At 66.1% G+C, this 20,809-nt stretch carries 23 protein-coding genes and 2 pseudogenes; 17 read left to right on the forward strand and 8 right to left on the reverse strand.

Annotated features, from left to right (window positions below; translation table 11 throughout):
- The 4 genes from B3E91_RS12590 to B3E91_RS12605 form a co-directional block, all read left to right on the forward strand.
- A partial coding sequence (locus B3E91_RS12590; protein WP_287029749.1) for an SPOR domain-containing protein occupies positions 1–594 on the forward strand: 594 nt, incomplete at its 5' end.
- A 143-nt stretch (positions 595–737) separates the two neighbouring features.
- Entirely contained in the window at positions 738–1,268 is a 531-nt protein-coding gene (gene hslV / locus B3E91_RS12595) for an ATP-dependent protease subunit HslV (protein ID WP_090225655.1), read from the forward strand.
- 70 nt (positions 1,269–1,338) lie between these two features.
- On the forward strand, positions 1,339–2,679 hold the full coding sequence (hslU, locus tag B3E91_RS12600) for an ATP-dependent protease ATPase subunit HslU (protein WP_287029751.1): 1,341 nt from the start codon (positions 1,339–1,341) through the stop codon (positions 2,677–2,679).
- Positions 2,680–2,738: 59 nt separating this feature from the next.
- Positions 2,739–3,110: a DUF971 domain-containing protein gene (locus tag B3E91_RS12605; RefSeq protein ID WP_286784313.1), complete on the forward strand. Its 372-nt coding sequence runs from the start codon at positions 2,739–2,741 to the stop codon at positions 3,108–3,110.
- 48 nt (positions 3,111–3,158) lie between these two features.
- On the opposite strand, the gene B3E91_RS12610 is transcribed toward B3E91_RS12605, so the two are convergent.
- Positions 3,159–3,440 carry a polyhydroxyalkanoic acid system family protein gene (locus B3E91_RS12610; protein ID WP_287029752.1) on the reverse strand — a complete coding sequence of 94 codons (282 nt, stop codon included), beginning with the start codon at positions 3,438–3,440 and terminating at the stop codon, positions 3,159–3,161.
- 152 nt (positions 3,441–3,592) lie between these two features.
- Here B3E91_RS12610 and ubiE point away from each other — a divergent pair, with 152 nt between their 5' ends.
- The 13 genes and pseudogenes from ubiE to B3E91_RS12665 all read left to right on the forward strand — a co-directional run bounded on the left by ubiE (position 3,593) and on the right by B3E91_RS12665 (position 12,152).
- Positions 3,593–4,363 (forward strand): bifunctional demethylmenaquinone methyltransferase/2-methoxy-6-polyprenyl-1,4-benzoquinol methylase UbiE, encoded by a 771-nt coding sequence (ubiE, locus tag B3E91_RS12615; protein WP_090225649.1) that lies wholly within the window; start codon positions 3,593–3,595, stop codon positions 4,361–4,363.
- The gene (locus tag B3E91_RS12620; protein WP_090225648.1) at positions 4,363–4,980 is read left to right on the forward strand and encodes a ubiquinone biosynthesis accessory factor UbiJ; all 618 of its coding nucleotides are present in this window, start codon (positions 4,363–4,365) and stop codon (positions 4,978–4,980) included. The genes ubiE and B3E91_RS12620 overlap by 1 nt, the downstream gene beginning before the upstream one ends.
- Positions 4,977–6,587, forward strand: a complete 1,611-nt coding sequence (gene ubiB / locus B3E91_RS12625; protein WP_282342702.1) for a ubiquinone biosynthesis regulatory protein kinase UbiB — start codon at positions 4,977–4,979, stop codon at positions 6,585–6,587. Before B3E91_RS12620 ends, ubiB begins: the two co-directional genes overlap by 4 nt.
- Positions 6,588–6,685: 98 nt before the next feature.
- Positions 6,686–7,087 (forward strand): phosphoribosyl-AMP cyclohydrolase, encoded by a 402-nt coding sequence (gene hisI, locus B3E91_RS12630; RefSeq protein WP_273232682.1) that lies wholly within the window; start codon positions 6,686–6,688, stop codon positions 7,085–7,087.
- Positions 7,080–7,415 (forward strand): phosphoribosyl-ATP diphosphatase, encoded by a 336-nt coding sequence (locus tag B3E91_RS12635; RefSeq protein ID WP_273232681.1) that lies wholly within the window; start codon positions 7,080–7,082, stop codon positions 7,413–7,415. Before hisI ends, B3E91_RS12635 begins: the two co-directional genes overlap by 8 nt.
- A gap of 16 nt (positions 7,416–7,431) precedes the next feature.
- A complete protein-coding gene (locus tag B3E91_RS12640; RefSeq protein ID WP_090225641.1) occupies positions 7,432–7,674 on the forward strand; it encodes a twin-arginine translocase TatA/TatE family subunit in 243 nt (80 codons plus the stop codon).
- Between the two features lie 3 nt (positions 7,675–7,677).
- Complete coding sequence (gene tatB / locus B3E91_RS12645) at positions 7,678–8,064, forward strand: Sec-independent protein translocase protein TatB (protein ID WP_273232680.1); 387 nt, start codon at positions 7,678–7,680, stop codon at positions 8,062–8,064.
- The gene (gene tatC, locus B3E91_RS12650) at positions 8,061–8,843 is read left to right on the forward strand and encodes a twin-arginine translocase subunit TatC (RefSeq protein WP_287029760.1); all 783 of its coding nucleotides are present in this window, start codon (positions 8,061–8,063) and stop codon (positions 8,841–8,843) included. The genes tatB and tatC overlap by 4 nt, the downstream gene beginning before the upstream one ends.
- The gene (locus B3E91_RS12655) at positions 8,840–9,547 is read left to right on the forward strand and encodes a 16S rRNA (uracil(1498)-N(3))-methyltransferase (RefSeq protein WP_287029762.1); all 708 of its coding nucleotides are present in this window, start codon (positions 8,840–8,842) and stop codon (positions 9,545–9,547) included. The genes tatC and B3E91_RS12655 overlap by 4 nt, the downstream gene beginning before the upstream one ends.
- A 129-nt stretch (positions 9,548–9,676) precedes the next feature.
- Positions 9,677–10,462: pseudogene (locus B3E91_RS22290) on the forward strand (methyl-accepting chemotaxis protein); the annotation flags it as partial.
- A gap of 217 nt (positions 10,463–10,679) precedes the next feature.
- Positions 10,680–11,225, forward strand: a pseudogene (locus tag B3E91_RS22295) (methyl-accepting chemotaxis protein); the annotation flags it as partial.
- Between the two features lie 209 nt (positions 11,226–11,434).
- Positions 11,435–11,587 (forward strand): hypothetical protein, encoded by a 153-nt coding sequence (locus tag B3E91_RS22300; RefSeq protein ID WP_414708255.1) that lies wholly within the window; start codon positions 11,435–11,437, stop codon positions 11,585–11,587.
- Positions 11,588–11,678: 91 nt separating this feature from the next.
- On the forward strand, positions 11,679–12,152 hold the full coding sequence (locus B3E91_RS12665) for a UPF0158 family protein (RefSeq protein WP_287029764.1): 474 nt from the start codon (positions 11,679–11,681) through the stop codon (positions 12,150–12,152).
- A 49-nt stretch (positions 12,153–12,201) separates the two neighbouring features.
- Here the strand turns inward: B3E91_RS12665 and mdoH are convergent, their stop codons facing one another.
- The 7 genes from mdoH to pip all read right to left on the reverse strand — a co-directional run bounded on the left by mdoH (position 12,202) and on the right by pip (position 20,733).
- The gene (gene mdoH, locus B3E91_RS12670) at positions 12,202–14,769 is read right to left on the reverse strand and encodes a glucans biosynthesis glucosyltransferase MdoH (RefSeq protein ID WP_287029766.1); all 2,568 of its coding nucleotides are present in this window, start codon (positions 14,767–14,769) and stop codon (positions 12,202–12,204) included.
- Positions 14,762–16,291, reverse strand: coding sequence for a glucan biosynthesis protein G (locus tag B3E91_RS12675; protein WP_287029769.1), 1,530 nt, complete (start codon positions 16,289–16,291; stop codon positions 14,762–14,764). Before B3E91_RS12675 ends, mdoH begins: the two co-directional genes overlap by 8 nt.
- Positions 16,292–16,631: 340 nt before the next feature.
- Entirely contained in the window at positions 16,632–17,366 is a 735-nt protein-coding gene (locus B3E91_RS12680; protein ID WP_273232673.1) for an amino acid ABC transporter ATP-binding protein, read from the reverse strand.
- Positions 17,359–18,321 (reverse strand): amino acid ABC transporter permease, encoded by a 963-nt coding sequence (locus tag B3E91_RS12685; protein ID WP_287029771.1) that lies wholly within the window; start codon positions 18,319–18,321, stop codon positions 17,359–17,361. The genes B3E91_RS12680 and B3E91_RS12685 overlap by 8 nt, the downstream gene beginning before the upstream one ends.
- Before the next feature lie 82 nt (positions 18,322–18,403).
- The gene (locus B3E91_RS12690) at positions 18,404–19,195 is read right to left on the reverse strand and encodes a transporter substrate-binding domain-containing protein (protein WP_090225625.1); all 792 of its coding nucleotides are present in this window, start codon (positions 19,193–19,195) and stop codon (positions 18,404–18,406) included.
- Between the two features lie 138 nt (positions 19,196–19,333).
- Positions 19,334–19,771, reverse strand: a complete 438-nt coding sequence (gene dtd / locus B3E91_RS12695) for a D-aminoacyl-tRNA deacylase (protein ID WP_273232671.1) — start codon at positions 19,769–19,771, stop codon at positions 19,334–19,336.
- The gene (gene pip, locus B3E91_RS12700; protein WP_273232670.1) at positions 19,768–20,733 is read right to left on the reverse strand and encodes a prolyl aminopeptidase; all 966 of its coding nucleotides are present in this window, start codon (positions 20,731–20,733) and stop codon (positions 19,768–19,770) included. Before pip ends, dtd begins: the two co-directional genes overlap by 4 nt.
- Positions 20,734–20,809 lie beyond the last annotated feature (76 nt).

Consider the following 20,809-nt stretch of genomic DNA (forward strand, 5'->3'; position numbering starts at 1 on the left):
GCCTTCGTGGTGCTGCTGATGAAGCTCGAGCCCGGCGACGACAAGATCAAGCGGGTCAAACCCGAGGTCACGCAGAAAGCCGCGCAGAAGGCCGCCGCCGAAGTCGCCGGCCCGGTGAAGCCGAAGTACGACTTCTACACGCTGCTGCCCGAGTCCGAAGTGATAGTGCCGCCCGACTCGATGCCGGCCACGCCGCCCGCCACCCCGGTGACGCCCGAGCAGGCGGCGAAGATCGATACCGCGCGCGCAGAGGCAGCACTCAATGGCCGGGTGCCTCCGCCCCCCCCGCCGGTCGCCGTGCCCGCGCCGAACACGCCGGCGAACGCGACGACGGTGGCCAAGGCACCGCTGACCACGCAGTACTTCCTGCAGGCCGGCTCGTTCCGCAAGCAGGCCGATGCCGACCGGGTGCGCGCGCAGATCATCCTGCTCGGCCAGGCGGTGCAGGTGGAATCCGGCACCGTTCGCGAGGAAGTCTGGTACCGCGTGCTGGTCGGCCCGTTCGCCAGCAAGGAACAACTGGCCGGCGCGCAGAAGCAGCTCTCCGCCAGCGGCTTCGGCAACCTGCTGCTGCAACAGCGCCAGGTGCGCTGAGGCCGTAACGCTTCACGCGCGCCGAGCCGGCGCGCGGGCCGCAACGCCGTTCCCGATCGCGGGACGGCTTGAAGCCGCTGTTTCGCGCCCCCATATGAATCTCCATTCGGGCAAGAATGCCCCGCTGCGTGGAGATGTTCCCCTTGACCACCATCGTTTCAATTCGCCGCAACGGCAAAGTCGTCATGGGCGGCGACGGCCAGGTTTCCCTCGGCAACACCGTGATGAAAGGCAACGCGAAGAAGGTTCGCCGCCTCTACCACGGTGAGGTGCTGGCCGGCTTCGCCGGCGCCACCGCGGACGCCTTCACCCTCTTCGAACGCTTCGAAAGCCAGCTCGAACGGCATCAGGGGCACCTGGTGCGCGCGGCCGTCGAACTGGCCAAGGACTGGCGCACCGACCGTTCGCTGAGCCGTCTGGAAGCCATGCTGGCGGTGGCCAACAAGGATGCCTCGCTGATCATCACCGGCAACGGCGACGTCGTCGAACCCGAGGAAGGCCTGATCGCCATGGGTTCGGGCGGCGGCTTCGCCCAGGCCGCGGCCATGGCGCTGCTCAGGCACAGCGAGCTGTCGGCGCGCGAGATCGCCGAAAGCGCATTGAACATTGCCGGTTCGATCTGTGTCTTCACCAATCAGAACCTCACTCTCGAAGAGCTGGATTCGGCGATCTGACGCCTCTCCACCTCCCTCCGCCGCCCGGCCCGCGCGCCGCGCGGCCAACGTCTGTAACGAGCCAACCACTATGTCCATGACGCCCCGCGAGATCGTCCACGAACTCAACCGCCACATCATCGGCCAGGAAGATGCCAAGCGCGCCGTCGCCATCGCCCTGCGCAACCGCTGGCGGCGCATGCAGCTGCCTGCCGAGCTGCGCCCCGAGGTGACGCCGAAGAACATCCTGATGATCGGCCCGACCGGCGTCGGCAAGACCGAGATCGCCCGGCGCCTGGCCAAGCTGGCCAACGCCCCGTTCATCAAGGTGGAAGCGACCAAGTTCACCGAGGTCGGCTACGTCGGCCGCGATGTCGAATCGATCATCCGCGACCTCGCCGATGCGGCGATCAAGATGCTCCGCGAGCAGGAAATGGTCCGCGTCGCCCACCGCGCCGAAGACGCCGCCGAGGAACGCATCCTCGACGCACTGCTGCCGCCGGCACGCACCGGCTTCAACGACGACGCGGTGCCCAGCGGCGACTCGAACACCCGCCAACTGTTCCGCAAGCGCCTGCGCGAAGGCCAGCTGGACGACAAGGACATCGAGATCGAAGTGGCGGAAGCCCCGGCCGGCGTGGAAATCATGGCGCCGCCCGGCATGGAGGAAATGACCATCCAGCTGCAGAACCTCTTCTCCAACATGGGCAAGGGCAAGAAGAAGAGCCGCAAGCTGAAGGTCAAGGAAGCGCTGAAACTGGTCCGCGACGAGGAAGCCGCGCGCCTGGTCAACGAGGAAGAACTCAAGGCCAAGGCGCTGGAAGCCGTGGAGCAGAACGGCATCGTCTTCATCGACGAGATCGACAAGGTCGCCAAGCGCGCCAACGCCGGTGGCGCGGACGTCTCCCGCGAGGGCGTGCAGCGCGACCTGCTGCCGCTGATCGAGGGCAGCACGGTCAACACCAAGCTGGGCATGGTCAAGACCGACCACATCCTGTTCATCGCCTCGGGTGCCTTCCACCTGTCCAAGCCCAGCGACCTGGTGCCCGAGCTGCAGGGCCGCCTGCCGATCCGCGTCGAACTCAAGGCGCTGTCGCCGCAGGACTTCAAGCGCATCCTCACCGAGCCGCACGCCTCGCTCACCGAGCAGTACCGCGAACTGCTGAAGACCGAAGGGCTGCACATCGAATTCGTCGAGGACGGCATCAAGCGCCTCGCCGAGATCGCCTGGCAGGTCAACGAGAAGACCGAGAACATCGGTGCACGGCGCCTGCACACGCTGCTCGAACGCCTGCTAGAGGAAGTCTCGTTCAGCGCCGGCGACCTCGCCTCGCAGCAGAACGGCGCGCCGATCCGCATCGACGCCGCCTACGTCAACGGCCACCTCGGCGAACTGGCGCAGGACGAAGACCTGTCGCGCTACATTCTCTGAACCTGCCCCGCGGCGAGGGCCGATCCTTCGTCGCGGGTGAATCCGCTGGAGTTCCACCGATGCGCGTCCCCACCGCGATCAAACTGCGCAAGGCGTCGAAGACCCTGGACCTGGAATACGGCGCCGAGCGTTACAGCCTGCCCGCCGAATTCCTCCGCGTGCATTCGCCGTCGGCCGAAGTGCAGGGTCACGGCACGCCGGTCCTGCAGCACGGCAAGATCGCCGTCGGCCTGAGCAAGGTCGAGCCGGCGGGCAACTACGCGTTGAAACTGACCTTCGACGACGGCCACGACAGCGGCCTGTTCAGCTGGGACTACCTGTACCAGCTGGCTACGCACCAGGAACAACTCTGGGCCGAGTACCTGGAGCAACTCTCCGCCGCCGGGCGCTCGCGCGACCCCAGCGAATCGGTGGTCAGGCTGATGCTCTGAGCGCCAGTTCGAAGCCGAGCCGGCGTCGGCAAGGGCAACGGGCGGCGCTCAGGCCTGCCCCAGCGCCTTCTCCAGGCTACGCTCGATCTTCGCCTGGATCGGCGCCTTCATCGCGGCGAGCATCAGGCCCAGTTTCAACTCGATGCGTACCCTGTCTTCCTCGACCTGAATGCGCCCATTGGCCGCCGAGTGACTCAGCTCGAGATCGTCGCCGGCCCATTGCGAGCTGACGCCGAAGTCGCTGGCGAGCCGGGAGGCGATTGCCTCGGCCTTGCCGCGGGCGGCTTCCAGGCCGAGGGAATGTTCACGTTCGATGCGGATGGAGGACATGCAGGCTCCTTGCTGCGGCAGTTGGACGCGGCACTATATCAAGCGCGACCGGCCACGCCCCACGGCGGCGCACGCAGCGCACAGCGCGTGGCGCCTGGCGTCGGCTTTTCGGTTTAGAATGGCCGCCACTTTTATCCACCGGTGCCTGCGACATGAACGATCCGCTTAACCGCCAAGACGCCGAGCCCACCACCCACTTCGGCTACAAGAGCGTGCCGGAGAGCCAGAAGGCGCAGAAAGTCGCCGAGGTGTTCCATTCGGTGGCGGCCAAGTACGACCTGATGAACGACCTGATGTCCGGTGGCGTTCATCGCCTGTGGAAGCGCTTCACCATCGAGCTCTCCGGTGTACGCACCGGCAACCGGGTGCTCGACATCGCGGGCGGCACCGGCGACCTGACCAGGCAATTCTCGCGCCTGGTCGGCCCGACCGGCGAAGTGGTGCTGGCCGACATCAACGCCTCGATGCTCGCCGTCGGCCGCGATCGACTGATGGACAAGGGCGTCTCCGGCAACGTCAAGTTCGTCCAGGCCGACGCGGAAAAGCTGCCGTTCCCGGACAATCACTTCGACGTGGTGACCATCGCCTTCGGGCTGCGCAACGTCACCCACAAGGAAGACGCCCTGCGCTCGATGCTGCGCGTGCTCAAGCCGGGCGGCCGGCTGCTGGTGCTGGAGTTCTCCAAACCTTCCAGCGCGCTGCTGTCCAAGGCCTATGACGTCTACTCGTTCAGCCTGCTGCCGATGATGGGCAAGCTGATCACCAACGATGCCGACAGCTACCGCTACCTCGCCGAGTCGATCCGCATGCACCCGGATCAGGAAACCCTCAAGGGCATGATGGCCGATGCCGGTTTCGCCGCGGTCACTTTCCACAACATGACCGGCGGCATCGTCGCCCTGCATCGGGGAATCAAGCCCTGATGATCACCCAGGCCCTGCTCGCCGCCGCCGAAAGCGGCATCAACCGCATCCTCGCGCTGGACAGCAGCGCACAGGCGCGCCTCGCCGGGCTGTCCGGCAAGGTGATCGAGGTCGATTGCGCCTCCCCCGCGGTGCGCCTGTTCATCCTGCCGCACGCGGACGGCCTGCGCCTGGCCCGGCAATGGGCGGCGCCGGCGGACTGCGTGCTGCGCGCCCCCGCCGGCACCCTGCTGCGCCTGGCCACCAGCCGGCAGAAGACCGCCGTGCTGCATCGCCCGGACGTGCAGATCGACGGCGACAGCGGCGTGCTGATGGAACTGTCGGCGGTACTCCAGGACCTCGAGCTGGACTGGGAATACGAGCTGTCGCGCTGGATCGGACCGGTGGCCAGCCATGTCCTCGGCAGCCGCCTGCGGGGCGCGTCGAACTGGGCCGAGCAGAGCCTCGACAGCCTGCGTCTCGACCTCAAGGACTACCTGGCCGAGGAAACCGCCAGCCTGGTCGGTGCCCGCGAAGCCGAAGCACGTTTCGCCGAACTCGATGCGCTGAAACTGGCTCTCGACCGTCTTGAGGCGCGTGTCGAGCGTCTCGTCCAAGGACCCAAACCCCAAGCATGAAGCTGTTCGCCGCGCTAAGCCGCCTGCTCCGCATCCTCTTCGTGGTGATCCGCTATCGCCTCGACGACCTGGTCCTCGAACTGCCGCTGCCCTGGTACCTGCGCGTCTGCGGCTACCTGCTGCCCTGGCGCTGGCTGCCGCGGCGCACCTCACCGCACAGCCGCGGGCAGCGCCTGCGCCTGGCGCTGGAAGGCCTCGGCCCGGTGTTCATCAAGTTCGGCCAGATTCTCTCCACCCGCCGCGACCTGTTGCCCGAAGATATCGCCGACGAGCTGAGCTTCCTGCAGGACAAGGTGCCGCCGTTCCCGCCCGAACAGGCCGTGGCCCTGATCGAGTCGCAGCTCGGCGCGCCGATCGCCAGGCTGTTCGCCCGCTTTGAGCAGCAACCGCTGGCGTCGGCCTCGGTGGCACAGGTGCATACCGCGCGCCTGCACAGCGGCGAGGAAGTGGTGGTCAAGGTGGTTCGTCCGGGGCTCAAGCCGGTGATCGCCCAGGATATCGCCTGGCTGTTCCTGATCGCCCGGCTTGCCGAGCGGCTGTCCAGCGAGGCACGCCGGCTGCACCCAGTGGAAGTGGTCAGCGACTACGAGCGGGTCATCTACGACGAACTCGACCTGCTTCGCGAGGCGGCCAACTCCAGCCAGTTGAAGCGCAACTTCGCCGGCTCGCCGCTGCTCTACGTGCCGCAGGTGCACTGGGATTACTGCCGGCCGAAAGTGCTGGTGATGGAGCGCATCTACGGCGTTCCGGTCACCGACCTGGCGACCCTCGCCAGCCAGCGCACCGACATGAAGCTGCTCGCCGAGCGCGGCGTGGAGATTTTCTTCACCCAGGTGTTCCGCGACAGCTTCTTCCACGCCGACATGCACCCCGGCAACATTTTCGTCAGCACCCAGCAACCGTGGAACCCGCAATACATCGCGGTGGACTGTGGCATCGTCGGCAGCCTCACCCCGGAAGACCAGGATTACCTGGCACGCAACCTGGTGGCGTTCTTCAAGCGCGACTACCGCAAGGTGGCGCAGCTGCACATCGACTCCGGCTGGATTCCCAAGGACACCAAGGTGAACGAGTTCGAGGCGGCGATCCGTACCGTCTGCGAGCCGATATTCGAGAAGCCGCTGCGCGACATTTCCTTCGGCCAGTTGCTGCTGCGCCTGTTCCAGACCGCACGGCGCTTCAACATGGAAATCCAGCCGCAGCTGGTGCTGCTGCAGAAGACCCTGCTGAACATCGAAGGCCTCGGCCGCCAGCTCTACCCGGACCTCGACCTGTGGACCACCGCGCAACCCTTCCTCGAACGCTGGATGAAGGAGCGGATGAGCCCGAAAACCCTGCTGCGCAACCTGCAGACACAACTCGAACAGGTGCCGCACCTGGCCAACATGACCCGCGACCTGCTCGAACGGATGTCGCAACCGCATGCCGAAGACCCGCCGCCGCCCTGGCGCGAACGTCGCGACGGCGGCATCTTGCGCCTGCTCGGTGCAGCCCTGCTCGGCGGCGGTGCAGTACTCGCCGCGAACGCCGGGTCGCTGAACGCGATCGAGGCCTGGCCGATGTGGATCATGGCCGCTGCGGGTCTTTACCTGGTCGTGCGCCGATAGCCAGCCGCGTCATCGGCTGGCACACTAGGTCCCCTCCATAGACACTGGCAGTACGGCGCGAGCCCTGCGAACAGGGCGCGCCGGCGCGGAAAGACACCATGAAAGACTGGCTTGACGAGATCAACTGGAACGCCGACGGCCTGGTCGCCGCCATCGCCCAGGACCACCGTACGGGCCGGGTGCTGATGATGGCCTGGATGAACCGTGAGGCGTTGAGCCTGACCGTCGCGGAAAACCGGGCGATCTACTGGTCGCGCTCGCGCAACAAGCTCTGGCGCAAGGGCGAGGACTCCGGTCACGTGCAGAAGCTCCACGAACTGCGCCTGGACTGCGACGCCGACGTGATCATCCTGATGGTCGAGCAGGTCGGCGGCATCGCCTGCCACACCGGGCGCGAAAGCTGCTTCTACCGGGTTTACCAGGAGGGCGACTGGAAGACCGTCGAGGCGCCGCTGAAAGACCCGAAAGCCATCTACGCGGCGGGCCATCAGCATGACTGACACACTCGACCGCCTGGCCGCAGTGCTGGAGGCGCGCAAGGGCGCGTCGGCCGACAGCTCCTACGTCGCCAGCCTGTACCACAAGGGCCTGAACAAGATCCTGGAAAAACTCGGCGAGGAATCGGTGGAAACCATCCTCGCCGCCAAGGACGCCGCCAATAGCGGCGACTGCAGCGACCTGATCTACGAAACCGCCGACCTGTGGTTCCACAGCCTGGTCATGCTCGCCGCCCTCGGCCAGCATCCGCAGGCCGTGCTGGACGAACTGGACCGGCGCTTCGGCCTCTCCGGGCATGCCGAAAAGGCCGCCCGCTCCGACTCCCATTAATCACACGAGGTTCTCCATGGGCATTTTCGACTGGAAACACTGGATCGTCATTCTCATCGTCGTAGTACTGGTTTTCGGCACCAAGAAGCTCAAGGGCCTGGGCGCGGATGTCGGCGAATCGATCAAGGGCTTCCGCAAGGCGATGAACGACGACGAGCGCCCGACCGAAGAGCCGAAGGCCTCGACCACGCCGCTCGAGCAGCCGCACACCATCGACGCCCAGGCGCACAAGGTCGAAGAGCCGGCGCGCAAGGATTAATCCATGTTCGGTATCAGCTTCGGCGAACTGCTGCTGATCGCCCTGGTGGCGTTGCTGGTTCTCGGACCGGAGCGCCTGCCGGGCGCGGCGCGTACCGCCGGCCTTTGGGTGGGCCGGCTCAAGCGCAGCTTCAATGCGATCAAGCAGGAAGTGGAGCGCGAAATCGGCGCCGACGAGATTCGCCGGCAGCTGCACAACGAGAACATCCTGTCGCTGGAGCGCGAGATGAAGCGCAGCATCCAGCCGCCGACGAACACCACGCCGGAGCAGCCCAGCGCCGCTTCGCCGGAGACCGTGGAGGCCGCGCTGCATGCAGAGCCGAAGAGCGATGCCCTGTCGCCGCCGGCGGTCGATACTCCCGTCACGCCAGAGCCGCCGCGTAACCCATGAGCGAGATACCGGAACAGGACCAGGAAATGCCCCTGGTTTCGCACCTCACCGAGCTACGCACGCGCCTGCTGCGCTGCGTGGCCGCGGTCTTCCTGATTTTCATCAGCCTGCTGTACTTCTCCAAGCAGATCTACGCCTACGCCTCGGAACCGCTGCGGCGCTTTCTCCCCGAAGGCGCGACGATGATCTCCATCGATCCGGCCTCGGCGTTCCTCGCGCCATTGAAGCTGACCATGATCGTCTCGGTGCTGCTGGCGATGCCCATCATCCTCGGGCAGATCTGGGGCTTCATCGCGCCAGGCCTGTACAAGCACGAGAAGCGCATCGCCGTGCCGATGCTGGCGTCGAGCATCGTGCTGTTCTACGCCGGCATGGCCTTCGCGTATTACCTGGTGTTCCCGCTGATGTTCCACTTTTTCATCAGCCAGGCGCCGGAAGGCGTCACCACGATGACCGACGTGAACAGCTATCTGGATTTCCTGACCCTGCTGTTCGCCTTCGGCCTGACCTTCGAGATTCCGGTCGCGGTGGTCCTGCTGACGCTGATCGGCGTCGTCGACGTCGCCTACCTGAAGAAGATCCGACCCTACGTGATCATCGGCTGCTTCGTGGTCGGGATGATCCTCACCCCGCCTGACCCCATGTCGCAGACCCTGCTGGCCGTGCCGATGTGGATGCTCTTCGAGGTCGGCCTGCTGTTCTCGCGCTTCGTGCGCAAGAGCCGCGACGAGCGCGAAGAAGCCGAAAGCACCAACCAGCCGCCCGCACCACTGCCGTGAACCTGCTGTTGCTGGAAAACGCCGACTTCGTCGCGGCGGACCGGGCCATCCTGCGCGATCGCCGCCTCACCCATCTGCATGACGTGCACCGCGCCGAGGCCGGCGACAGCCTTCGCGTCGGCCGCCTGGGCGGAGCGATGGGCACGGCGCGCCTGCTGCGGCTGCAAGCCGACGAAGCGGAACTGCAGGTCGATCTCGACCAGGCACCTCCGGCCAAGCTGCCGCTGACCCTGCTGCTCGCCCTGCCGCGCCCGAAGATGCTTCGCCGCGTGCTGCAGACAGTCGCCGCCATGGGCGTTCCGCGGCTGGTCCTGCTGAACAGCTACCGGGTGGAAAAGAGCTTCTGGCAGACGCCCTTCCTCGAGCCTGCCGCGATCCGCGAACAGCTGATTCTCGGTCTGGAACAGGCGCGCGACACGGTGCTGCCGGATGTGAGTATCGAGAAGCGCTTCAAGCCCTTCGTAGAGGATCGACTGGCATCGGTCGCTGCCGACAGCCTCGGTCTGATCGCCCACCCGGGCGACTACCCTGCCTGCCCGCGCGGCATCGACGCTCCGGTGACGCTGGCGATCGGCCCGGAAGGTGGCTGGATTCCCTATGAAGTCGAGAAGATGATCGCGGCGGGACTGGCGCCCGTGCAGCTCGGCGATCGCATCCTGCGGGTCGAAACCGCCGTCACCGCCCTCCTCGCACGCCTGTACTGAACCCGCGCCCTGCGGATTTTCACGGTTCGCTTCTAAAATTGTCCTACACCTTTATAGAGTCGCGACCTGCGGCCGATAAGCGCAGCATCCCGCCCCCAGGGAATGGCCTTCTTGTCGTGGAGACACGCGATGGACTGGTTCGACAACCTTAGCGTCAAACTCAAACTCGCCCTGGGCTTCGGCCTGGTGCTGCTGCTTACCCTGCTGATCACCCTAACCGGCTGGTTCAGCCTGGGACAGACCATCGAGCGAGGAGACAAACTGGGCGCGGCCGCGCGCTTCGGCGAAATGACCAAGGACCTGAACGTCTCCCGCCTGCAGTATCTGATCAAGCAAGAGCCCGCCACAGCCGAACGGCTGCGTGGCCGCCTCAAGGACATCGACAAGATCTCCGACGACCTGGGCGCGACCCTCGACCCCGACGACATGGAACTGGTTGGCGAGCAGGACGCCACCAATGACGCCTACCAGAAAGCCATCGAGCTGCTTGGCCAGGCCTACCAGACCCGCGAGGCTGCCCGCGCCAGCCTTGGCAGCAATGCCGATCACGCCGTGCAACTGATCACCGCCCTGGAGCAGCGCGTGCTCGGTGACAGCGCGCTCGACGATGCTACCCGGCTCGCCGAGTTCCGCCTCGTCGCCCAACTGCGCCTCGCTGTGCAGCAGGCGCGCTACCAGGTGCGCGGCTACACCTACAGCAACGATCCGAGCGTGCAACAGACCGCGCTCGACGCCGTCGACGCCGCCATCGGCAGCATCACCCAACTGGGCCAGCAGACCGGCGCGGCGGATGCCAGCCTGGGCGAAATCGCCACCGCCCTGCAGGCTTACCGTAATGCTGTCGTACAGTTCCGGACCGCCAGCGATGCGGCTGCCGCTCAGTTCGCCGCCATGCAGAGCGAGGGTGAGCGCTTCCTGCAGATCGCCCAGCAGCTCTACCAGATCCAGAACGAGAAGCGCACCAGCGAAACCGGGCGTACCCGCGGGCTGCTCGCGATCAGCGCCGCGCTGGCGCTGCTGATCGGCGTGTTCGCCGCGGCGTTGATCACCCGGCAGATCACCCGCCCCCTCAACCTCACCCTGGTCGCGGCGGAACGTATCGGGGTCCGGCGACCTAGGCCAGGACATTCAGGTGCGGCGCAAGGACGAACTGGGCCAGTTACAGAAGAGCATGCAGCGCATGACCCTCAACCTGCGCGAGCTGATCGGGCATATCCGCGACGGCGTCACCCAGATCGCCAGCGCCGCCGAACAGCTGTCCGCGGTCACCGAGCAGACTAGCGCCGGGGTGAACAGCCAGAAGAGCGAGACCGACCAGGTCGCCACCGCGATGAACGAGATGGCCGCCACTGTGCAGGAAGTCGCACGCAACGCCGAGGAAGCCTCGCTCGCCGCCAGCAATGCCGATCGCCAGGCTCGTGAGGGCGAAACCGCGGTGAACGACGCGGTGGGGCAGATGGATCGCCTGGCCGCCGAAGTGAGCCGCTCCAACGACGCGGTCGGCCTGCTCAAGCAGGAAAGCGAGCGCATCGGCAGCGTGCTCGACGTAATCAAGTCAGTCGCCGAGCAGACCAACCTGCTGGCGCTCAACGCCGCCATCGAGGCCGCCCGTGCCGGGGACGCCGGACGCGGTTTCGCCGTGGTCGCCGACGAAGTACGCGGCCTGGCGCAACGCACGTAGAAATCCACCGAGGAGATCGAGGAGCTGATCGCGGGCCTGCAGAGCGGCACTCAGCGCGCCGCCAGCCTGATGGACAGCAGCCGGGCACTGACCGAAAGCACGGTCGAGCTGACCCGCAGCGCCGGCAGCCGTCTCGGCGACATCGCCCGGGCGGTGTCGACCATCCAGGCGATGAACCAGCAGCCGCCGCGGCCGAACAGCAGGGGGTGGTCGCCGAGGAGATCAACCGCAGCGTCATCAACGTGCGCGACATCTCCGAGCAGACCGCCTCGTCCAGTGAGGAGACCGCGGCCTCGAGCGTCGAGCTGGCCCGCCTGGGCGCCGAACTGCAACAGCGCGTGGCGCGCTTCCGAACCTGATCGCCCCGTCGTCGGCGCCCGCGCGAAGGGCGCCGCACGGGTCGCCGTGACTATGGTCTACTGCGGGTGGAAACCCCAGGAGGCCGACGATATGCGCGTATTGACCATCGACATGCACCGCCTGGAACGCGCACTGGACGATCCGGGCCCTCTCGAGCACTACCTCGACCTGCACAGCGGCGAGTTCATCTCACTGGATGCCGACGACCCCGACGCGCAGCCCCTCAACCAGCTGGAAAGCGATCCCGAGCGCTATGCCGGCATCCCGCCGCTGGACACCGCCGACCGCATCGACATGCGCGAGGCATTCCTCTTCGACCTGCACGACCCGCACGCCCATCCGCTGCTGGCGGCGGCCCTGCAGAGCCGGCGACCGCTGCGCACCTTCGGCTACGAGCTGGAGCAGTTTCCCGCTGCACGCCAAGCCTGGCCGATCTATGAAAAGGCCCGGCTGCACGAGCTGGCGCTGAACTGGCTGATGGAACTGGGACTGGAGCCGGCCGCGGACACGGCGGCGGATTCGGCCATGCCCGAAGGCATCCGCCGGCGTCTGCTGAGGGCCTGAACCGTCGAGAAACCGGGCGGCGATGCGATCACGCATCGCCGCTTCGGTTTCAGACCGCGGGCTGGGGAAGCCCGTCGGCCTGGAGGGTGCCCGCTGGCGGGTTGGCCGAGGCGGCGGGGAGTTTTTCCCAACCGGCCAGCCAGGGTGCCACACCGTTGCGCCAGACCTGCGCATGCAGGCGCGACAGCGCGACCGGGTCGCTGAGCAGGAACATCTTGCGTGCACCGTCCAGCGCCTTCGGCCCTTCGCTGAGGGCGCGCTCGATCTGCTGCTGACGCTGCCGCTCGATGATCTCGCTGTGGCCATGGCGAGCGGTTCCCAGCGCGCAGGCCAGCGCGTTCAGCGAGGGATCGACGACCGCTTTGCGGAAGCCGTCCTTCAACTGGTTGTCGCGGTTGAGCTGGGTGTACTCGTCGGTGGCGCTCAGCTCGCGCGGCGTGTTGCTCTCCTCGGGGATCACGAACAGCTTAGCGCGGCGCGTGGCGATACCCGGACGCGAGCGGCTGGAAAGCACCGAGACCGGAATCGACAACATCAACGACAGCACGATCGGCGACAACCACCAGAGGAACTGCGGGTTCAGCCAGGCGACCAGCGCCGTCCAGGCGGCGCCGAGCAGCGTCTGCATGCCGTGGCGACGGATCGCTTCGCTCCATGGCGTGGCGTCGTCGTCACGCTGCGGCGAATTCCACTGCACCGACCAGCCGAGGAATGCCGCCGTCACGAAGATCGTGTGGTAAAGCATGCGCACCGGCGCCAGCAGCATGGAGAAGAACATCTCCAGCAGCATCGACACCGTCACCTTGAACTTGCCGCCGTACTCCCGCGCGCCCTGGAACCAGATCAGCATCACACTGAGCAGCTTGGGCAGGAACAGCATCAGCAGCGTGGTGGAGAACAGCGCAATGGCTTCCTCCGGACGCCAGCGCGGCCACACCGGGAACAGCTGGCCCGGCTGCAGGAAGTACTGCGGCTCAAGCAACTGGTGGATCGCCAGCAGCGCGGTGGACAGCACCAGGAAGAGGAACCACAGCGGTGCCGACAGGTAGGACATCACCCCGGTGAGGAACACCGCGCGGTGCACCGGGTGCATGCCCTTAACCAGGAACAGCCGGAAGTTCATCAGGTTGCCGTGGCACCAGCGGCGGTCGCGCTTGAGCTCGTCCAGCAGGTTCGGCGGCAGTTCTTCGTAGCTGCCGGGCAGGTCGTAGGCGATCCACACGCCCCAGCCGGCACGCCGCATCAGCGCCGCCTCGACGAAGTCGTGGGAGAGGATCGCCCCGGCGAAGGAGCCGGTACCGGGCAACGGCGCCAGCGCGCAGTGCTCGATGAACGGCTGCATGCGGATGATCGCGTTGTGGCCCCAGTAGTGCGATTCGCCGAGCTGCCAGAAATGCAGGCCGGCGGTGAACAGCGGGCCGTAGACGCGCGTCGCGTACTGCTGCATGCGCGCATAGAGAGTGTCCATGCCGGACGCCTTGGGCGCGGTCTGGATGATCCCGGCGCGCGGATTGGCCTCCATCAGCTGGGTCAGGCGCACCAGGCATTCGCCACTCATCACGCTGTCGGCGTCGAGCACCACCATGTAGCGGTAGTCGCTGCCCCAGCGGCGGCAGAAGTCGTCGATGTTGCCGCTTTTGCGTTTCACGCGGCGACGCCGGCGGCGGTAGAAGATGTGGCCGAAGCCCTTCACCTCGCGGCACAGCTCGAGCCAGGCGTTCTGCTCGGCGACGCAGACGTCCGGCTGGTTGCTGTCGCTGAGCACGAAGAAATCGAAGTGCTCCAGCTGCCCGGTGGCGGCCAGCGATTCGTAGGTTGCGCGAAGACCGGCGAAGACGCGCGGCACGTCTTCGTTGGCGATCGGCATGACCAGCGCGGTACGCGCCTGCGGGTCGATCGGCTCCTCGCCGGTGGAACTGGCCGAGATGCTGTACTTGTCGCGCCCGGTGAGTAGTTGCAGGAAGCCCATCAGCGCGGTCCAGAAACCCGCCGAGACCCAGCAGCAGAGCAGCGCGAAGAGCAGCAGGATGCTGGTCTGCACCACATAGGGCAGGACCTGGCGGATCGAGGCGAGCCAGCCCTGCTGGAAGACTTCCTGCAGGTCGACCATGCCCCAGCCTTGGTACGGCAGCACCTGCTTCATGTACCAGGTCGCGACCACGGTCTGCGCCAGCATCAGGATCAGCAGGATCATCCGCCGCCAGGCGCCGACGGTGCGCCAGTGCGCGTACTCGTCGGCCTCGGCGGGCGGACGCAGGCGCTTGGGCGGCGCGCCGAACAGCTTGCGCCAGCCGCGCACCAGCGGGTTGGTCATCCAGGGTTCGGGCAGCATGCGGGTACGCCGCACCGGCGGAGTCGCCTTGAGGCAGACCCGCTGCCCGGCGTCGACGCCGATCACATCGCTGTCGCGCAGATCCGGCCAGGCCAGCTCCAGGCGACGGCCGACCGAGTCCAGCGCGGCTTCGCCGGTGGCGCCGTTCACGCGTCCCCGCGTGGCCAGCCCGCCGAGCAGCACGTCGATGTCGTCCGCAGTGGCAAGATCACCGTCCTCGGCGGAAAGTCCAAGATGGTGCCGGTAGGCCTCGACGGGCGAGGCGCTTTCATGGGGTTTATTCATCGGCGGGCAACTGGTAGCTCCAGGTTTCGCTGAGGGTGCGCTCGCCATCGACCAGCGCGGCACGTATTTCCACCGGCAGCGTGGGGTCCTTGACCTTGAAGCGCAGGGTCAGGCGCCGGCCCTTGGTCACCGCGTTGTAGCGCAGGCTGTTCTCGACCAGTTCGCCGTTGTCGCCGACGCTGACCTGGCTGCTCAGCGGCTCGCCCTCGGGGCGCGCTGCCAGCGCCGGGCCGACGAAGTCGACCAGCAGGGCGACGCTGCCGTCGGCCTGACGGATCAGGTTGGATTGCTTGACGTCGCCGGTGGAGCGGCGGGTCTGGGCGACCCAGGCGCTGTCCTGCGCATGCAGCGCCGGCTCGTTCAGCGTCCAGTGCTGGCGATAGTCCAGTTCCAGCGGCTCGCCGTTCGCGGGCAGTTCCGCCGGGGTCCAGAAGGCGACGATGTTGTCGTTGGTCTCGTCCGGCGTGGGGATTTCCACCAGTTGCACCTGGCCTTTGCCCCAGTCGCCCTTGGGCTCGATCCAGGCACTTGGACGCAGGTCGTAGCGGTCGTCGAGGTCCTCGAAGCGGGCGAACTCGCGGCCGCGCTGGAGCAGGCCGAAGCCTTTGGGATTCTCGACCGAGAAGGCGCTGACGGCGAGGTGCTTCGGATTGTTCAGCGGGCGCCATAGCCACTCGCCGTCACCGGCGTGGATCGCCAGGCCGTCGGAGTCGTGCAGTTCCGGGCGGTAGTTGAGGTGCGGCGACGGCTGGTTGGAGCCGAACAGGTACATCGAGGTCAGCGGCGCCAGGCCGATGCGATTGACGGTGTCGCGCAGGTAGACCCGCGACTTCACGTCGACCACCGCATCGTCGCCCGGACGCAGGATGAAGCGATAGGCGCCGGTGGCACGCGGCGAATCGAGCAGCGCGTAGATCACCAGGTGCTTGTCACCGGCCTTCGGACGCTCGATCCAGAATTCGCGAAAGCGCGGGAATTCTTCGCCGGACGGCAGCGCGGTATCGATGGCCAGGCCGCGCGCGGACAGGCCGTAGGTCTGGCCCTTGCCGATCACGCGGAAATAGCTGGCGCCAAGCAGGGTCATCACTTCGTCCTGCTTGTCCGCCTTGTTGATCGGATAGAGCACGCGGAAGCCGGCGTAGCCCAGGTCCTTCAGCGCTTCCGGGCTGTGATCGAGCTGCAGCGAACCGAAGCTGAAGTTGTTCGGGTCGTACTGGATTTCATGGACGCTGGTGGCGGTGACTTCGTTGAGCTTCACCGGGGTGTCGAACTGCATGCCCTGGTGATAGAAGCTCAGCTTGAAGGGGGTATCGCGCTCGGCCCAGAACAGCTTGTCGGAGCGGTACTGGATCTGCTGGTAGTCGGCGAACTTGAGGTCGCGCAGCGACTTGGGCAGGTTGTTCTTCGGTGCTTCGTAGGCCTTGTCGGCCAGATTCTTCGCTTCCGTGCCAACGTCGTCGAGGCTGAAGGCCTGGACCTGCGCGGCGCCGAAGGCGGTAAACAAGGCAAAACCCAGCAGCATCGGGCGAAGCTTTTCGGGCCAGGAAGCTGCTGCAATGGAATGAGAGACCAACGTAATCCCCTTACTCGTCAGATTGCTTCTATAAGCCGCAAGCTAGACGGCGATGACCCATAAACGACCGCGTGAGTACGCAATGATTCCCCGAAGCCGCCCTGGGCAGCCTCTTGGGGTGTGAATGATGAGGGACGACGAACGGGCTCGGCAAGCGGCTGCACGCCGCTAATTACCGGACGTTGAGGCCAATTGAGCGGCATCGATGGTTTCGCGTCGCGTTGCCGTATGAAAAAGCGCCCGGCGCCTCCCGGGACCGCCTCCGCGGAGCGCCACCGGCGGCTCGCTCCTACAGCACCTGGCGCAAAAATGCCTGCGCGCGCGGGTCTTTCGGATGGGCGAAAAACTCCGCCGGAGCGGTGTCCTCGAGCAGCTTGCCGTGATCGAAGAACAGCACCCGGTCCGCCACTTCGCGGGCGAAGCCCATCTCGTGGGTCACGCAGACCATCGTCATGCCTTCCAGCGCCAGGGTCTTCATCACGTCCAGCACCTCGCCGACCATTTCCGGGTCGAGCGCCGAGGTCGGCTCGTCGAACAGCATCACCTTCGGGTCCATGCACAGCGCCCGGGCGATGGCCACGCGCTGCTGCTGGCCGCCGGAGAGGCGCGACGGGTATTCATTGACCTTCTGCCCGATGCCCACCTTCTCCAGCAACGCCCGCGCCTTGTCTTCGCGCTCGGCCTTGCCGCGCCTGCGCACCACCTTCTGCGCCAGGCAGAGGTTCTCCAGCACAGTCATGTGCGGGAACAGGTTGAAATGCTGGAAGACCATGCCGACTTCCCGGCGATAGGCGTTGATGTCGGTCTTCGGGTTGGCCAGGTCGAGCCCGTCGATGCTCACCGAACCGGAATCGATGTCCTCCAGCCCGTTGAGGCAGCGCAGGAAGGTCGACTTGCCGGAGCCGGACGGGCCGATCACCACCAGCACCTCGCCCTTGGCCACGTCGGTGGATACATCGTCGACCGCGCGCACCACGTGGCCGCGGGTGTCGAACACCTTGGTCAGGTCGCGTACTTCAATCACTTTGCGCGAGCCTCCGCTCCAGCTTGTTGGCGATTTGTGACAACGGCAGGTTGATCACCAGATACAGCGCGGCGACGCAGAACCAGATCTCGAAGGTCGAGAACGAGGTGGTGATCGCCTCGCGGCCACTCTTGGTCAGTTCGGTGATGGCGATCACCGAAACCAGCGAGGTGTCCTTGACCAGGCTGATGAACTGCCCGGCCAGCGGTGGCAGCACGCGCTTGAACGCCTGCGGCAGGATGACGTGGCGCATCGCCTGGGCACCGTTGAGGCCCAGCGAGCGCGCCGCCTCGGTCTGCCCGCGGGCGATCGACTGCACCCCGGCGCGAACGATCTCGGCGACGTAGGCGCCGGTGAACAGCGCCAGCGCCGCCACCCCGGCGAACTCGCGGGACAGGTTGAGCACGGTGCCGATGAAGAAGTAGAAGATGAAGATCTGCACCAGCAGCGGCGTGCCGCGCACCAGTTCGACATAGACGCTGGAAAGATCGCGCAGGGTCGGGTTCGGCGACAGCCTGCAGAGGCCGGTGAACAGGCCGATGACCAGCCCGGCGGCGCCGGCGGCGACGGAAATCCACAGCGTGGTCCACAACCCCCAGAGCAGCGGACCGGCAGCCCAGTGACGGTTCACGCCCAGGCTGTCGCCTTCGCTGACGTCATCGCCCTGGGCGACCAGCAGGCTGTTGCGGGCGACTTCTACGACCTGCTGCTTGCCACTCTCGGTGGCCAGGGTGACACGGGCTCGGTCGCCGTCTTCGACGACGGACTCGACACGGCCGAAGTCGGCAGCGCGCTGCGCGTCCTCGGCCTGATAAGCGAAATACTGCGGCACACGGTTCCAGCGCCACTCGTAGGAAATCAGCGAGGTGGAATACCAGATACCGGCGGCCAGCCCGACCAGGATCAGAACGGTCAGCAGGTGCCAGGGCCAGAGGGGACGTTTCTTCTTGGTCACGGGATATCTCGGGTACAACGTGGAAGCAGACACATCGTAAAAGCGCCGAGGACCGCGCGTGGCGACCCTCGGCGACCCTTACTTATTCCATATCCTTGAGCCAGTCGGTGTTCTTGAACCACTTGGCATGGATGCGATCGTAGGTGCCGTCCTTCTTGGCCTGGGCCAGGAAGTTGTTGATCCAGTTGAGGCTGTCGTAGTCGCCTTTCTTCAGACCGAACGCCAGCGGCTCGTAGGTGAAGGGCTCTTCGATGAACAGCAGCTTGCCGGCGCCGGCCTTGGTGACCGCGACGACGTTGTACGGAGCGTCATAGATGAAGGCATCGGCCTTGCCGTTGACCACGTCCATCACCGCTTCCTGCTCGTTGTCGAAGCCGTTGTACTTGGCCTGGGCGATCAGCTTCTTGGCGACCATTTCGCCGGTGGTGCCGATCTTCGAGGTGATGCGGTACTTCGGATCGTTGAGGTCCTTGTACGACTTCACGTCGTTGGCCAGTTCCTTGCGGATCAGCAGGGTCTGGCCGACCACGATGAAGGGCTCGGAGAAGTTGATCCGCAGGTTGCGTTCCTGGGTCAGGGTCATGCCCGAACCGATCATGTCGAACTTGTCGGTCAGCAGCGCCGGGATGATGCCGTCATAGCCGGTGGAGACCAGCTCCAGCTTGACGCCCATGGCCTTCGCCATGGCCTTGAGCAGGTCGACTTCGAAGCCGATGATCTCGCCCCGTTTGTTGGTCATCTCGAAGGGCATGTAGGTCGGGTCCATGCCGACGCGCAGGGTGCCGCGCTTGACCACATCGTCGACCATGCCGGCGTGGGCCAGGCCGCTCAGGGCGCAGGCGGATAACAGCAATGACGCGAGAAATCGTTTCATTTCATCTCCAGAAGGGGGCAGTTTCCATGGAAGCTCGCCGAGCGGACCGGCCGCTCGCTGGCGGCGCATGCTAACCGCAGGCGCCGCCCAAGGCGAGCCAGGATGAGGCAAGAAAGGAGCCAATCGTCGTACGACAGATCAGCTTTCGAGCAGGAAAGTCACCGGCCCGTCGTTGACCAGATGCACCTGCATGTCCGCGCCGAAGCGGCCACTGGCGACATGCGGATGACGGGCGCCGGCCTGCGCCAGCAGATGCTCGAACAGCGCACGCCCCTGCTCCGGCGGTGCCGCGCTGGAGAAGCTCGGGCGCAGGCCGCTGCGGGTGTCGGCGACCAGGGTGAACTGGGACACCAGCAGCAGTCCGCCGCCGACGTCGCTCAGCGACAGGTTCATCTTGCCGGCGGGGTCGGAGAACACGCGGTAGTTGAGCAGCTTGTGCAGCAGGCGCTCGGCGCTGGCCGCATCGTCGTGCTTTTCGACGCCAATCAGCGCCAGCAGGCCCTGGTCGATCGCGCCGACGGTTTCGCCCTGCACCTCGACGCGTGCACCAAGCACGCGCTGCAACAGTGCCTTCACGCCTCTTCCAGAGGCAGATCGAGCAGGCGCCGGGCCATCGCGTTGGTGGCACGCACCAGCGCATCGATGATGCCCGGCTCGGAGGCGGCGTGGCCGGCTTCGCGGACGATCTGCAGTTCGCTGTTCGGCCAGGCCTGGTGCAGCTCCCAGGCGTTGTCCAGGGGCGTCACCACGTCGTAGCGGCCATGCACGATGACGCCCGGCAGGTGGGCGATCTTCGGCATGTCGCGCAGTAGCTGGTTGGGCTCGAGGTAGGCGTCGTTGACGAAGTAGTGACACTCGATCCGGGCGATGGACAACGCGCGCTCGTGGAAACGCTCGACCGTCTGCGGGTTGGGTCGCAGCGTCAGGGTGCGCCCTTCCCAGCAGGCCCAGGCCTTGGCCGCACCCATCTGGGCGATCTGGTCGCTGCCGGTGAGGCGTTTGTAGAACGCCTGGACCAGGTCGCCGCGCTCTTCCTGCGGGATCGGCGCCAGGTAATCCTGCCAGTAATCGGGGAACAGCCGGCTGGCGCCTTCCTGGTAGAACCAGGAAATCTCCTGCGGCCGGCAGAGGAAGATGCCGCGCAGGATCAGCGCGTGCACGCGCTCGGCGTGGGTCTGCGCGTAGGCCAGCGACAGCGTCGAGCCCCAGGAGCCGCCGAACAGCACCCATTTGTCGATGCCCAGGTGCTCGCGGATGCGCTCCATGTCGGCCACCAGATCCCAGGTGGTGTTGTTCTCCAGGCTCGCATGCGGGGTCGAGCGCCCGCAGCCGCGCTGGTCGAAGGTGACGATGCGGTACAGCCGCGGGTCGAAGAAGCGCCGCGACAGCGAATCGCAACCGGCGCCCGGCCCCCCATGCACGAAGAGCACCGGCAGCCCATCCGGCGAGCCGCTTTCGTCGACATAGAGCTGGTGCGTGTCATCCACCGCCAGCTCATGGCGCGCGAAAGGTTTGATCTCCGGATACAACGTTTCCATTGCTGCGCTCCCGTAGTTGACGAAGGACCCCGGCGGGTACTGCTGTGCTGTCTTGGCGGGCATCATAACCATGAAT

It is taken from the genome of Pseudomonas sp. UBA6310, from assembly GCF_002438225.1.
GTDB classification, from domain to species: Bacteria; Pseudomonadota; Gammaproteobacteria; order Pseudomonadales; family Pseudomonadaceae; genus Pseudomonas_O; species Pseudomonas_O kuykendallii.

Coding starts and splice junctions, on each gene's coding strand:
- hslU (WP_287029751.1), top strand. CDS start 1,339: ATGTCCATGACGCCCCGCGAGATCGTCCACGAACTCAACCGCCACATC.
- B3E91_RS12605 (WP_286784313.1), top strand. CDS start 2,739: ATGCGCGTCCCCACCGCGATCAAACTGCGCAAGGCGTCGAAGACCCTG.
- B3E91_RS12610 (WP_287029752.1), bottom strand. CDS start 3,440: ATGTCCTCCATCCGCATCGAACGTGAACATTCCCTCGGCCTGGAAGCC.
- ubiE (WP_090225649.1), top strand. CDS start 3,593: ATGAACGATCCGCTTAACCGCCAAGACGCCGAGCCCACCACCCACTTC.
- B3E91_RS12620 (WP_090225648.1), top strand. CDS start 4,363: ATGATCACCCAGGCCCTGCTCGCCGCCGCCGAAAGCGGCATCAACCGC.
- ubiB (WP_282342702.1), top strand. CDS start 4,977: ATGAAGCTGTTCGCCGCGCTAAGCCGCCTGCTCCGCATCCTCTTCGTG.
- hisI (WP_273232682.1), top strand. CDS start 6,686: ATGAAAGACTGGCTTGACGAGATCAACTGGAACGCCGACGGCCTGGTC.
- B3E91_RS12635 (WP_273232681.1), top strand. CDS start 7,080: ATGACTGACACACTCGACCGCCTGGCCGCAGTGCTGGAGGCGCGCAAG.
- B3E91_RS12640 (WP_090225641.1), top strand. CDS start 7,432: ATGGGCATTTTCGACTGGAAACACTGGATCGTCATTCTCATCGTCGTA.
- tatB (WP_273232680.1), top strand. CDS start 7,678: ATGTTCGGTATCAGCTTCGGCGAACTGCTGCTGATCGCCCTGGTGGCG.
- tatC (WP_287029760.1), top strand. CDS start 8,061: ATGAGCGAGATACCGGAACAGGACCAGGAAATGCCCCTGGTTTCGCAC.
- B3E91_RS12665 (WP_287029764.1), top strand. CDS start 11,679: ATGCGCGTATTGACCATCGACATGCACCGCCTGGAACGCGCACTGGAC.
- mdoH (WP_287029766.1), bottom strand. CDS start 14,769: ATGAATAAACCCCATGAAAGCGCCTCGCCCGTCGAGGCCTACCGGCAC.
- B3E91_RS12675 (WP_287029769.1), bottom strand. CDS start 16,291: ATGCTGCTGGGTTTTGCCTTGTTTACCGCCTTCGGCGCCGCGCAGGTC.
- B3E91_RS12690 (WP_090225625.1), bottom strand. CDS start 19,195: ATGAAACGATTTCTCGCGTCATTGCTGTTATCCGCCTGCGCCCTGAGC.
- pip (WP_273232670.1), bottom strand. CDS start 20,733: ATGGAAACGTTGTATCCGGAGATCAAACCTTTCGCGCGCCATGAGCTG.